12 protein-coding genes and 1 other RNA gene are annotated in these 13,022 nt (G+C 57.3%); 7 read left to right on the top strand and 6 right to left on the bottom strand.

The features are described 5' to 3' along the window. The first annotated feature begins 30 nt into the window (after positions 1–30). The 4 genes from H7K52_RS13490 to H7K52_RS13475 all read left to right on the top strand — a co-directional run bounded on the left by H7K52_RS13490 (position 31) and on the right by H7K52_RS13475 (position 5,021). Entirely contained in the window at positions 31–1,161 is a 1,131-nt protein-coding gene (locus H7K52_RS13490) for an amidohydrolase/deacetylase family metallohydrolase (RefSeq protein WP_182630130.1), read from the top strand. Further along, a complete protein-coding gene (locus H7K52_RS13485; protein WP_182630129.1) occupies positions 1,145–2,266 on the top strand; it encodes a DgaE family pyridoxal phosphate-dependent ammonia lyase in 1,122 nt (373 codons plus the stop codon). Before H7K52_RS13490 ends, H7K52_RS13485 begins: the two co-directional genes overlap by 17 nt. Further along, positions 2,263–3,006 (top strand): 2-dehydro-3-deoxy-phosphogluconate aldolase, encoded by a 744-nt coding sequence (gene dagF, locus H7K52_RS13480; RefSeq protein ID WP_078805005.1) that lies wholly within the window; start codon positions 2,263–2,265, stop codon positions 3,004–3,006. The genes H7K52_RS13485 and dagF overlap by 4 nt, the downstream gene beginning before the upstream one ends. A gap of 104 nt (positions 3,007–3,110) precedes the next feature. Next, positions 3,111–5,021, top strand: coding sequence for a BglG family transcription antiterminator (locus H7K52_RS13475; RefSeq protein WP_003855534.1), 1,911 nt, complete (start codon positions 3,111–3,113; stop codon positions 5,019–5,021). Between the two features lie 4 nt (positions 5,022–5,025). Here the strand turns inward: H7K52_RS13475 and H7K52_RS13470 are convergent, their stop codons facing one another. Continuing rightward, positions 5,026–5,925: a LysR family transcriptional regulator gene (locus H7K52_RS13470; RefSeq protein ID WP_003855535.1), complete on the bottom strand. Its 900-nt coding sequence runs from the start codon at positions 5,923–5,925 to the stop codon at positions 5,026–5,028. Positions 5,926–6,054: 129 nt separating this feature from the next. On the opposite strand from H7K52_RS13470, the gene H7K52_RS13465 reads away from it, so the two are divergent. Continuing rightward, the gene (locus tag H7K52_RS13465; protein WP_182630128.1) at positions 6,055–6,759 is read left to right on the top strand and encodes a pirin family protein; all 705 of its coding nucleotides are present in this window, start codon (positions 6,055–6,057) and stop codon (positions 6,757–6,759) included. A 52-nt stretch (positions 6,760–6,811) separates the two neighbouring features. On the opposite strand, the gene dolP is transcribed toward H7K52_RS13465, so the two are convergent. Genes dolP through H7K52_RS13445 form a run of 4 tightly spaced genes read right to left on the bottom strand, consistent with a single transcriptional unit; the run spans position 6,812 to position 10,402 of the window. Beyond that, entirely contained in the window at positions 6,812–7,384 is a 573-nt protein-coding gene (dolP, locus tag H7K52_RS13460) for a division/outer membrane stress-associated lipid-binding lipoprotein (protein ID WP_008925774.1), read from the bottom strand. A 14-nt stretch (positions 7,385–7,398) separates the two neighbouring features. Beyond that, positions 7,399–7,986 carry a DnaA initiator-associating protein DiaA gene (gene diaA / locus H7K52_RS13455; RefSeq protein ID WP_003855538.1) on the bottom strand — a complete coding sequence of 196 codons (588 nt, stop codon included), beginning with the start codon at positions 7,984–7,986 and terminating at the stop codon, positions 7,399–7,401. A 14-nt stretch (positions 7,987–8,000) separates the two neighbouring features. Next, positions 8,001–8,396, bottom strand: coding sequence for a YraN family protein (locus tag H7K52_RS13450; RefSeq protein WP_003855539.1), 396 nt, complete (start codon positions 8,394–8,396; stop codon positions 8,001–8,003). After that, the gene (locus H7K52_RS13445; protein WP_140034120.1) at positions 8,354–10,402 is read right to left on the bottom strand and encodes a penicillin-binding protein activator; all 2,049 of its coding nucleotides are present in this window, start codon (positions 10,400–10,402) and stop codon (positions 8,354–8,356) included. Before H7K52_RS13445 ends, H7K52_RS13450 begins: the two co-directional genes overlap by 43 nt. Before the next feature lie 62 nt (positions 10,403–10,464). Here H7K52_RS13445 and rsmI point away from each other — a divergent pair, with 62 nt between their 5' ends. Beyond that, entirely contained in the window at positions 10,465–11,331 is an 867-nt protein-coding gene (gene rsmI, locus H7K52_RS13440) for a 16S rRNA (cytidine(1402)-2'-O)-methyltransferase (RefSeq protein WP_003855541.1), read from the top strand. A gap of 33 nt (positions 11,332–11,364) precedes the next feature. Next, positions 11,365–11,743, top strand: an RNA gene (rnpB, locus tag H7K52_RS13435) — RNase P RNA component class A. Positions 11,744–12,044: 301 nt separating this feature from the next. On the opposite strand, the gene H7K52_RS13430 is transcribed toward rnpB, so the two are convergent. Beyond that, positions 12,045–13,019: a glutathione S-transferase family protein gene (locus H7K52_RS13430; RefSeq protein WP_154926747.1), complete on the bottom strand. Its 975-nt coding sequence runs from the start codon at positions 13,017–13,019 to the stop codon at positions 12,045–12,047. Between the last annotated feature and the right edge of the window lie 3 nt (positions 13,020–13,022).

The following is a 13,022-nucleotide window of genomic DNA, read 5'->3' as shown; positions in this document are numbered from 1 at the left end:
CCGGCAGCGGGCTGCCGTTAAGGAGAAACCATGTACGACTTGATTATCCGCAATGCGCGCCTTAGCGATGAGCAGGTGGTCGACATTGCGCTGCAGGATGGCCGCATCGCCGCCGTGGGCAACGTGCAGGGCACGGCACGGCGCGAGCGCGATCTGGCGGCTCGCTTCTACCTCAGTGCGGGCTGGATCGACTCCCACGTTCACTGCTATCCCAAATCTCCCCTTTATCATGATGAAGCGGACGCGATTGGCGTAGCGCACGGTGTCACCACGGTGGTCGATGCAGGCAGCACCGGCGCAGAGCACATCGATGATTTCTACCAGCTGACGCGCGCAGCACAGACCCAGGTGTATGCGCTGATTAATATCGCCCGCACCGGCATCGTCACTCAGAATGAGCTGGCCGACATGACGCAGATCGACGGGGAGGCGGTGAAGCAGGCTGTAGCGCGACTGCCGGATTTTATCGTCGGCCTTAAGGCGCGCATCAGCAGCAGCGTGGTCGGTCAGAACGGCGTCCAGCCACTGATAAAAGCGAAGGCTATTCAACAGGCGAGCGGCGGTCTGCCACTGATGGTTCATATTGGCAATAATCCGCCCAATCTTGACCAGATTGCCGATCTGCTCACCACGGGCGACATCATCACGCACTGCTTTAATGGCAAACCCAACCGCATTCTGACGCCGCAGGGTGAACTCAAAGCAGCGGTTAAACATGCCATTGCGCGCGGCGTAAAACTTGATGTCGGCCACGGCAGCGCCAGCTTCAGCTTTGAGGTCGCCCGGGTGGCGATTGCGCAGGGCATTCTGCCCGACACCATCAGCTCTGACATTTACTGCCGCAATCGTCTGGCCGGGCCGGTTCACAGCCTGGCGCATGTGATGTCGAAATTTTTCATCGTCGGCATGACGTTGCCGCAGGTCATCGACTGCGTGACGATAAACGCGGCCGCCGGATTGCGCCTGCTGCGTAAAGGCCAGCTGAAAGTCGGCTACGACGCCGATCTGACTGTTTTTAGTATCAAAGAGGAAACCCGGCCCTTTATCGATTCCGAAGGTGAAGAGATCGCCGGTGAGAAGCATCTGGTTCCGCTGGCGGCGGTGGTCGCTGGTACGTGGATCGCCACTGAAGAAGGAATAGCGCATGACCTCGGTTTATGAAAAGTATGGCCTGAAGCCGGTGATTAACGCCTCTGGCCGTATGACGATCCTCGGCGTATCGACCCCATCGAGTGACGTGGTCGATACGGTGAAGTATGGCCTCGATCACTACTTCGAAATGAAAGATCTGGTGGATAAGACCGGTGCGTATATCGCCGGTCTGCTGAAAGTGGAGAACGCGCTGGTGGTCTCCTGCGCCTCGGCCGGAATCGCCCAGTGCGTGGCGGCGGTGATTGTAAAAGACAACGACTGGCTGGTGGATAACCTGCACGCCGCGCCGCTGACCGTTCCGCACCAGATTGTGGTGCCGAAAGGGCACAACGTGAACTATGGCGCGCCGGTCGGCAGCATGGTGGCGCTGGGTGGCGGGCAACTGGTGGAAGCGGGTTACAGCAACGAATGCTCACCTGCCCAGCTGGCGGCGGCGATCACGCCACAGACGGCGGCGATCCTCTATGTGAAATCGCATCACTGCGTGCAGAAGAGCCATCTTGATGTCGGGCAGGCCGCGGCAGTTGCGCGTGAGCATGGCCTTCCGCTGATCGTCGATGCGGCAGCAGAAGAGGATCTGCAATGCTATTACCAGGCGGGAGCCGATCTGGTGATCTACAGCGGCGCAAAAGCGATTGAAGGGCCGACCAGCGGGCTGGTGATTGGCAGACACCACTACGTTGAGTGGGTCAAACGCCAGACCAACGGCATTGGCCGCGCAATGAAAGTGGGCAAAGAGGGGATTCTGGGGCTGACCCAGGCGATTGAAAATTATCTGTCACAGCCAAAAATCAGCGGCGCGCAGATGGTGGAAAAAATGACGCCGTTTATTGAACAGCTTAACAGCCTGAACGGCGTGACGGCCCGCGTCGTGTGGGACAGTGCCGGACGCGATATCGCCCGCGCTGAAATTAAGTTCGATGAAGCCGCGATCCAGCAACGCACCGGCGATCTGGTGCAGGCGCTGAAAAAGGGCGATGTAGCGATCTATTTCCGCGGCTATAAAGCCAACGAAGGAATCATTGAAGCGGATGTGCGCAGCGTCAGCGCCGATCAACTGCACACTATTTTTACCCGCATTCAGGCACTGTTAAACGGGGAGAAACACGCATGACGCTGACACCTAATTTTTATCAGGATCGTCTCTGCCTTAACGTCCTTGCGGGATCAAAAGAGAATGCGCGCGCTATCTGGCAGGCAGCAGAAGGACACGTGCTGGTCGGCGTGCTGTCAAAAAACTACACCAGCAATGACGCCGCTATCGCTGATATGCGTGAATATGCTGCGCTGATCGATAATGCCCTCTCGGTGGGCCTGGGCGCGGGCGATCCAAATCAGTCACAGATGGTCAGTGAGATTTCGGCGGTGCTGCAACCGCAGCATGTGAATCAGGTCTTTACCGGTGTCGCCACCAGTCGTGCGCTGCTGGGTCAGTCACAGACTATTGTGAACGGTCTGGTCTCGCCAACCGGCACGCCAGGTCAGGTAAAAATTTCTACCGGACCGCGCAGCGCAAAACGGCAGGATGGGATTGTGTCCATCGAAACGGCGATTGCGATGCTGCAGGATATGGGCGGCAGCTCGGTGAAATATTTCCCGATGGGCGGTCTGCAGGCGGTGGATGAGTACCGCGCTGTGGCGGTAGCCTGTGCAAAACAGGATTTCTGGCTGGAGCCCACCGGCGGCATCGATCTGGAAAACGTCGGCGAGATCGTGCGCATTGCGCTGGACGCGGGCGTCAGCAAAGTGATCCCGCACGTCTACAGTTCGATCATTGACAAAGCCAGCGGAGAGACCCGCATTGACGATGTGAAGCAGCTGCTGGCCATCTGTAAAACAGTACTGGCCCGGTGATCGACACGATCTGCCTTTGACAGGCAGATCGTGCAGCATGGACGTTGCGTGACGAACGCCGTAGGCTGAAGTTTTCACTCTCTGCCAGCAAACAGGTAACGCTTGTGAGATTTCCCAATCAGCGCCTTGCGCAACTGTTCGATGCCCTGCAAAACGAAACACTGCCTCAGGATGAGCTGGCGCGGCGTTTTGCTGTCTCGACACGCACCGTGCGTACCGATATTACGGCGCTGAATGCGCTGCTGGCAGATCATGGTGCGCAGTTTATCCTGAGCCGTGGCGCGGGTTATCAGCTGAAGATCGAGGATGCTCAGCGCTTTCAGCATCTGCAGCAGCATACTGCCTCACCGCTGCGGGTGCCGCGTACCTCGCAGGACCGGGTTCGCTACCTCCTGACCCGTTTTCTTACCGCTGCCTATTCACTGAAACTTGAAGAGCTGGCGGAAGAGTGGTTTGTCAGCCGCGCGACCCTGCAGAACGATATGGCAGAGGTGCGCGAGTGGCTGGGTCGCTATCACCTCACCATTGAGAGTAAACCGCACTACGGCATGAAGCTATTTGGCAGCGAAGTGGCGATTCGGACCTGTCTCACCGACCTGTTATGGCAAATCGATCAGGCGATGCCAGAGAGTCCGCTGCTGACTATTGAAGCGCTGAACAGCGGCATGCTGGAGACGCTGCGTCCGCTGCTGCAAAGCTGTTTTGCGCAGCACAACATTCGCCTCAGTGATGAGGGCGAGCGCTATCTGCGGCTCTATTGCGCCGTTGCTGTGCGTCGCATCAGCGAAGGTTATCCGCTTAACGATCCCGGTGCTGAGGAGATTGGCGATGAGGTGCGTGAAGCGGCACATCAGCTGATTAATCTGATGCGTCCACTGGTCAGCAAACCAATTTCACCCGCTGAAGAAAACTGGCTGCGGGTTAACATTGCCGCGCGGCGCATTCAGGCGATCGCTCCCAGCGCCATCAATGCCGATGATGCCGACGCGCTGGTGGATTACCTGCTCAGCTTTATCAACACGCACTACAACTTCAATCTGCAAAACGATCAACAGCTGCGAGCCGATCTGCTTACCCACATCAAAACCATGATTACCCGGGTGCGCTATCAGATTCACATCCCTAACCCGCTGCTCAGCAACATCAAGCAGCACTATCCGATGGCCTATGATGTCACCCTGGCGGCGGTGACCAGCTGGGGGAAATATACGCCTTACGTCATTACCGAGAATGAGATTGGCTTTCTGGTGCTGCATATTGGTGTCGGACTGGAGCGCCACTATGACGTGGGCTATCAGCGTCATCCACAGGTGCTGCTGGTGTGCGACAGCGGTAACTCCACGCTGCGCATGATTGAAGCGATGTTGCTGCGAAAATATCCGCAGTTGCAGGTCACGGCCCGACTGTCACAGCGCGAGTATGAAGCGCGCAGTCGCATTGACGAAGATTTTGTCATCTCAACCATCCGGCTCAGCGAAAAAGAGAAACCCGTGGTGGTGATGTCACCGTTTCCCACCGGTTTTCAGCTGGAGCAGATTGGCAAGCTGGTGCTGGTCGATCGTACCCGGCCCTATATGTTGGCGAAATTTTTTGATGCCCAGCACTTTCATATTGTCGACCAGCCGACGACCCGGTCTGAGCTGTTTCGCCAGCTGAGCGATCAGCTGCAGGAGGAGGGGTTTGTGGATGAGGCGTTCTATCCGTCGGTCGAAGAGCGTGAAGCGATTGTCAGCACGATGCTGGGCGAAGGCATTGCGCTGCCGCACTCGCTGGGACTCCTGGCAAAGAAAACCGTGGTCTATACCGTGCTGGCCCCACACGGTATTCCCTGGGGAGACGATACCGCCTATGTCATCTTCCTGCTGGCGATCAGCAAAAGTGAATATGAAGAGGCGATGGCGATATACGATCTGTTTGTGACGTTCCTGCGTGAAAGGGCGATGACCCGACTGCGGGACTGCACCGATTTCACCTGCTTCAGGGCGGTGGCGATGGATTGCCTGAGTCGGCCATAGGCTTTTAGTTTTTCTTCGCCAGCAGGCGGGGGATCTCGCGCAGGCACCAGGATTTGGCTTCGCCCATGCTGTCGCGCCGCCACGCCATAATAATATCAACCTCGCGAGTGTATTCCGGACTCACCACGCGCAGGCGGCCTTCCGCGATATCCTGCTCCACCAGTGAATAGGGCATGGTTGCGACACCCAGCCCCGCCAGCAGGGCACGGCGCTTATCATCCATGCTGCTCACGGTCAGGCGCTGCTGTTTATCCAGTAACTGCACGGTCAGCACCGGGCGCTCACGCGCGGTATCTGCCACTGCAATGCCCCGGTATTTCACCCGCGTCACTTCAGACTGAGGTTCAGGCTCGTTATGGATTGGATGGTCAGCACTGGCGACGTAAACACTCATCATGGTGTAGAGCTTACGGGTATTGATCTCGGTGGAGGCACGGAAGTGCATATCGGGGGCGATCACGATATCGGCACGGCCCTGTTCCAGCCGCTCCCACGCGCCTGCCAATACTTCGGTAACCAGCGAAAATTGTGTATTGGCTTTGTCAGCCAGCTTTGTCACCAGCGGAAACAGTGCATCAATGGGCACCAGCGCTTCAGTAACGATGGTCAGATGGGTTTCCCAGCCACGCGCCAGCGCTTCCGCATCGGTGGTGAGCTTATCGGCCGCTTCCAGCAGTACCCGGCCACGCTCCAGCAGCATGCGTCCCACGTTGGTAAATTTAGTGCGGTGACCGGAGCGGTCAAACAGCACCACATCCAGCTCCTCTTCCAGCTTTTGCATGGTGTAGCTGAGGGCTGAAGGGACACGCCCCAGTTCATCTGCTGCTGCTGCAAAACTGCCACGTCGATCAATCGCATCCATAACGCGTAAAGATTCAAGGGTTAACGCACGCTCTTTGGCCATCCCGGTTCTCTGTCAGGAAATTTGAACATGCCGGGCAGATTAACTGGCTAACAATCCGGCGTCCAGACTTTTACCATGGGTGCATAAAGTCCGTGGCCGATCCTCGTCACCGGATGCCGGAGGTAAATAATGATAACGACACGCAGTGCGTCCGCATGTGGTCAGGCCGATTTCGGCTGGTTGCAGGGGCGTTACAGTTTCTCTTTTGGCCACTATTTTGATCCCAAACTGATGGGCTACGCATCGCTGCGTGTTCTGAACCAGGAAGTACTGGCACCGGGCGCCGCATTTCAGCCGCGTACCTATCCTCAGGTCGATGTGCTGAACATCGTGCTGCAGGGTGAAGCTGAATACCGCGACAGCGAAGGCAACACCATCAGCGTGCGGGAAGGAGAGGCGCTGCTGCTCTCTGCCCAGCAGGGGGTAAGTTACACCGAAATTAACCTGAGCAAAGATCGTCCGCTGACACGCATGCAGCTGTGGCTTGCCGCCTGTCCGGAGCGTGAAAATCCCAGGATGCAAAAGATTGCCCTGACGGAAGGCCGGTTGTCTCAGCTGATCGCCTCGCCGGATGGGATAGATGACAGTCTGCAGTTGCGTCAGCAGGTGTGGATTCATCAGGTTGAGCTGGCGCCGGGCGAACAGCACTCGCTGCGGATACAGGGGCCACGCGCCTATCTGCAGTCAATTCATGGTTCGCTGGAGGCGATGTCCGGCACAGATCATCAGGAAAAGCTGGGCTGTGGCGATGGTGCGTTTTTGCAGGAAGAGAAGCTGTTGCAGCTGAAAGCGAAAACCGCGACCCGCGCGCTGGTCATCGATATTCCGGTCTGAAAATCGGGCAATAAAAAAGGCGGCCATAGCCGCCTTTTTGCCTTTTAGCGTGTTACTTCAGCATGGTAAAGGCGGTGGTGACGTGTTTCACGCCACTGACGCGGCTGGCGACATCAGCCGCGGCCTGCGCTTCCTGTTGTGTCACCAGACCCAGCAGGAACACTTCGCCATTCTCCGTCGTCACCTTCACGTTGGAGGATTTCACCTGATCGCTGCCCAACAGCTGCGAGCGGATTTTGGTGGTAATCCAGGTGTCTGACGACGTGGTGCCCAGCGTCACTTTCTGGCCGATGCGGATCTCGTTATAGACCTCGGTTGCGCCATCAACGCCCATGGTGATCTGTTTGGCACGATTGGCGATCTCCTGCGAAGGCGCCTGACCGGTCAGCAGCACTTTGCCCTGATAGGCGGTGGCGACAACGCGGGCATCGGTTTTAATCTGCTGATCTTTTGCCAGCGCGTTCGTGACGCGTAGCTCCAGCGTGCCGTCATCAACCTGTGTACCCACCGAGCGGGGATCCGTGGCCGTTTTGGTGGCAACAGCTGCGCCGCCAGCGACGACCGCCACGCAGCCCTGCAGTAGCATGGCGGTTAACAGAATAGCTATAGCATTCAATGCTTTCATTCGTGCTCCTTCAGTCATTCCTGATGGGGAAAGAGAGTGTTATCGATCAGATCGCATAGGCAATTAACGGTGAGCATATGCATCTCCTGAATACGGGCGCTGCGGTGCGACGGAATGCGGATTTCCACATCCTGCGGACCCAGCAGTCCGGCGAGCTCTCCGCCATCATACCCGGTAAGCGCAACGATAGTCATATCGCGTGTCACCGCTGCTTCTACGGCCTTAACGATGTCACGGGTGTTGCCACGGGTCGAGATGGCCAGTAACACATCACCTGCGTGTCCCAGCGCGCGTACCTGCTTGGCATAGATCTCATCGTGCAGACGATCATTCCCAATCGCGGTCAGCATCACGTTGTCGGCACTTAACGCCAGCGCCGGTAAGCTGGGGCGTTCGGTCTCGAAACGATTGATCATGCTGGCGGCGAAGTGCTGGGCATTGGCGGATGAGGCACCGTTGCCACAGCTCAGGATTTTATTGCCATTCAGTAACGACTGCACCAGCGTCATGGCCGCGCGGGAGATGGCATCGGGCAACGCCTCGGCTGCGGCAATCTGAGTCTGAATACTTTCGGTAAAACACGCTTTAATTCTTTCCTGCACACGACCACCTGGTTCTAAACGTCTGCATTAAAGGCATTCGGCAGCCACTCGAGCGCCGTGCCGGTAATGGCGATGATGTCGAAACGGCAATTCACTGTTTCAAAACTGCCGCCGCGTTGCGCCAGCCAGAGAGCGGCAGCGCGCAGCAGCTTTTGTTGTTTATTCCGGGTTACGCTGGCGAGCGCGCCACCATAACGCGCATCGCGTCGGTAGCGGACTTCAACAAACACCCAACAGTGCCCGTCACGCATAATCAGGTCAAGTTCACCATTGCGAAAGTGAACATTACTGGCGACCCATATCAGGCCAGCCTGCTCCAGATAGCGCCGGGCATCTTCTTCATGTCCGGCGCCAATCTGACGGCGATTTAGTTGGCCGGTGCGATTTCGCCCCGGCGATACTGGTTCCATGTCAACTTCCTGTTGATCACACAATCCGTGTCGGCGCTGAGCTTGCCGGTATTGCCATCCAGCGTGAAGCCAGGTGACTGGCGCATCTGGTTAAAGTGGTTCGCCAGCGTCCAGGCATCCATACCCATGGCATAGAGGCGCACCAGCGAGTAGTCATTATTGAATGACTTCGATGTCTGCTGCATCAGGCCAGGATTGCTGCCGGAGAGCAGCGGAATATCGCTGAACTGCAGGCCATCCATTTCTAACCGGAAGTCCGGGCCAGCGCCGGCCTGCGCGCTGCGCGAACTGGCGTAGAGCGAGATATTGCTGCGACTGCCGGTGCGCATGGTGATCATCGGTTTGATCAGCTGCAGTTCATCCTGGGTTGAGACGATGTAGACCGCATCGATGCCACCGCCGCTGCTGGTGCTGACCACATCAGGCGTGCTCTGTTGCGGTGCCGGAATGGTCAGGCCCGCAATGGAAACGCCCTGGGGCTCAGCAGGTGCCGCATTGACCGGCGTACCTGACAGGCTGATGCCCGCGCCGCTGTTAATGCCCTGTTTCAGCTCAGCGGTCGAGCCAAAGCGCTGCTGCATGACGGTGCTGCCACCCAGCGTCTGCCACTCCTGTGCAAAAGCGTTTGTCACGCGATCGCCAAGGCCGCTGCGCGGAACCAGCAGCAGCGGCTGACGTTTGCCCTGGTCCCAGATATGGTGCGCGGCATCGCGTGCTTCGTCTTCAGGAGAAAGCGCAAAGTAGCAGATATTCGGATGGTTCTGGATCTTTTCCGGCTCATTGAGCGCCAGCACGTTTAAGGGTGTCTGGCTGTTGGCGACCTTCTCAACGTTGCTCTTCAGCAGTGGGCCAACCACGATAGTGGCGCCATCCTGCTGTGCCTGCTGCATCACCTGCTCAATCGGCTGGCTGCTGGTGTCATAGACCTTGATCTGAGCGTTGCTGGCCGGTGCGGCGGCGGCAGGCTGAGATTGAGGCTGTGACTGAGGCTGTTGCTGTTGCTGTGGTGTGGTGGTAGCAGACTGCTGCGGTGCGCTGATCGGATCGGCAGACGATCCCGCAGCGGCGGCAGGTTGCGCGCTGGCTGTTGCATCCGCAGCGGCGGGCTGGGCAGTTGCTGCCGCAGGCTGTGCGACCGGCGCGGATACGCCGTTCTTCGCGTCGTTAAAGCCTTTCTGGATGGCATTCGCGAACACCTGTGCCTGGCCATTCAGCGGCAGCAGCAGCGCGATGATGCTGGTAGAGGCTTTGGTGTAGTTCTGCATCTGGCTCAGCTGCGTCGGTAACGTTTTGGCCGCCGGGTTCTGCGGATAGCGAGTCTGCCAGTCTTTGATGCCGGACTTCAGCATTTCTGCATCCTGGGCATTAGCACGCCAGACCGCGAGCAGATCCAGCCAGCCCTGCAGCACATTTTCGTCGGCATTGATCACCAGGTTGCTGGCTTCCTGTGGCGACATCTGCGTCAGGGTCTGCCAGGTAGCGTCAATATTGCTCTGATGATCGGCGTCTTTCAGCAGCGGTTCCTGAGCAATATAGTTGCGCAGCAGTGAGAGTGAAGGGCGGCCCTGCGCGCTGGCAATTTGCAGGCTGTAGTAACGCGCCAGCTGATCCTGCGACAGTGCGCTGGTCTTTACCGCTGCTAACAGCGGTTCAGCGTCTTTGGATTTCTGCTGGGCAATCAACAACTGCGCTTTCAGCAGCAGAGATTCCTGTTGCTGCGTCTCAGAGAGCTGCTGCGGCAACTGGCTCAGTTGCTGAGTGGCCTCGGGATACTTTCCTTCCTTCAGCAGGGCGCGGATTGCGAGTAATTGCCAGTCGGTCTTGCTATCATCGCTGCTTTGCTGCGCTTGCTGCAGATAGTAAGCGGAGCTGGCGGTGGCTGGCCCCTGAATATTGACGGTTGAGGTTTGCGGCGCCTGACCGCTACATGCGGCTAAAATCAGCCCGGCAAGAATGACAGGCAGAAAGCGTCCTGCTTTATGACGAACGACTTTTGAAGGAAGCATACTGTATCCAGTGATGTTTTTTTCAAGATGCTCAATATTAAATCGGCAATTCGGATGAAACAATGAAACAACTCGATCGGGCAGAGATTTCTGCCAGCACGCTCTACATCGTTCCAACCCCGATTGGTAATTTGGGTGATATCACCCAGCGGGCGCTGACGGTGCTTTCGAGCGTCGATCTGGTCGCTGCGGAAGATACACGTCATACCGGGCTGTTGCTACAACATTTCGCCATCAATGCGCGACTCTTCTCACTTCATGACCACAACGAGCAGCATAAGGCTGAGCTGCTGCTGACGAAGCTGCAAGAGGGTCAAAGCATAGCCTTAGTTTCCGATGCTGGCACGCCGCTGATTAACGATCCGGGCTACCATCTGGTGCGCCGCTGCCGTGAAGCGGGCATTCGTGTAGTGCCGCTACCGGGCGCCTGTGCCGCCATTGCCGCATTGAGCGCCGCAGGACTGCCATCCGATCGTTTCTGTTACGAAGGGTTTCTGCCCGCAAAAACCAAAGGCCGTTGCGATGCCCTGCGAGCGCTGGTGCAGGAGCCACGCACGCTGATTTTCTATGAATCAACCCATCGTTTAGTCGACAGCCTGCAGGATATGGTGAGTGAGCTGGGGCCTGAGCGCTACGTTGTGCTGGCTCGTGAGCTGACCAAAACCTGGGAGTCGATTTATGGTGCGCCGGTCGGCGAGCTGCTGGCCTGGGTCAAAGAAGATGAGAATCGTCGTAAAGGCGAGATGGTGTTGATTGTTGAAGGGCACAAGGTTGACGATGACGATGCGTTACCCGCTGATGCGCTGCGTACGCTGGCGCTGTTGCAGAAAGAGCTGCCGTTGAAGCGCGCGGCTGCGCTGACCGCTGAGATCCACAGCGTGAAGAAGAATGCCCTTTATAAGTATGCGCTGGAGCAGCAAGAGGCGTGACAAATGCCTTCGGATGTCCTATTATCCCGCGCCGAAGCTGACCAGACAGTCGCCGCTTTGTCGTCGTCCTCACTTGTGGGGAGACGGGCAGAGGGGAGGAAAGTCCGGGCTCCATAGGGCAGGGTGCCAGGTAACGCCTGGGAGGCGCAAGCCTACGACCAGTGCAACAGAGAGCAAACCGCCGATGGCCCAGAAATGGGATCAGGTAAGGGTGAAAGGGTGCGGTAAGAGCGCACCGCGCGACTGGCAACAGTTCGTGGCACGGTAAACTCCACCCGGAGCAAGGCCAAATAGGGGTTCACAAGGTACGGCCCGTACTGAACCCGGGTAGGCTGCTTGAGCCAGTGAGCGATTGCTGGCCTAGATGAATGACTGTCCACGACAGAACCCGGCTTAACGGTCAGCTTCGACTTTTTACCAGAAACCCCGCTCCGGCGGGGTTTTTGCTTTTGCGGGCTATGTGCAGGCAGCGATGAATGACTGTCCACGACGCTCTCTATGAAAAGAACGCGGCTTAACGGTCAGCGTCGACTTTTTACCAGAAACCCCGCTCCGGCGGGGTTTTTGCTTTTGCGGGCTATGTGCAGGCAGCGATGAATGACTGTCCACGATGCGCTCCATGAAAAGAACGTGGCTTACCGGTCAGCGTCGATTTTTTACCAAAAACCCCGCTTCGGCGGGGTTTTTGCTTTGTGGCGCTATACGAATGCAGCTTAACCGCGGCCGTGCGGTTCATCCCAGTCAAACGCTGGCCCAAGCGAAATCACGCCGTTCGGGTTAATGGTCTTGTGACTGCAATAGTAGTGGTGACGGATATGCGGCAGATTGACTGTCTCTGCAATGCCCGGCATCTGATAGATATCACGCAGGAAACCGCTCAGGTTTCTGTAATCACTGATCCGGTGGCGATCGCACTTAAAGTGAGTCACATAGACGGGATCAAAGCGCACCAGCGTGGTCCACAAACGCAGATCCGCTTCGGTCAGCTGATCACCGGTAAGATAGCGATGCTGGCCCAGGAGCTGCTCCAGTCGCGACAGCGAGTGGAAAAGCGCCGTTACTGCTTCATCGTATGCGGACTGCGAGGTAGCAAAACCCGATTTATAGACGCCGTTGTTCACCGTGTCGTAGATCCAGCTATTCAGCTCATCAATCTTTTCGCGCAGTGCAACGGGATAGTAGTCGCCGGCACGGGCACCGACCGCATCAAACGCACTGTTGAACATGCGGATGATATCAGCCGATTCATTGCTGACGATGGTGTTCTGCTGCTTGTCCCATAATACCGGCACGGTTACACGGCCACTGTACTGCGGGTCAGCATGCAAATAGAGCTGATAAAGGAACTCGTTCTGATAGAGCTTATCGCCCGTCGCATCCTGAAAGGTGTCATCGAAGGTCCAGCCGTTCTCCAGCATCAACGGATGCACCACGGAGACGTCGATCATGCTATCCAGACCCTTCAGCTGACGCATCAGTAGCGTACGGTGCGCCCAGGGGCAGGCCAGCGAGACATAAAGATGATAGCGATCGCGCTCAGCAGCAAATCCCGCTTTGCCCACCGGACCGGCGCTACCGTCCGCCGTGACCCAGTTGCGAAAAGCCGACTCTGAACGTTTGAAACGTCCGCCAGTGGATTTGGTGTCGTACCAGGTGTCATGCCAGACACCGTCAATTAACTGTCCCATAGT

Origin of the sequence: Pantoea hericii (assembly GCF_014155795.1) — a bacterium.
GTDB lineage: Bacteria > Pseudomonadota > Gammaproteobacteria > Enterobacterales > Enterobacteriaceae > Pantoea > Pantoea eucalypti.
Note: the sequence above shows the minus strand (reverse complement) of the source record. Positions and strands in the feature narration are given on the sequence as shown.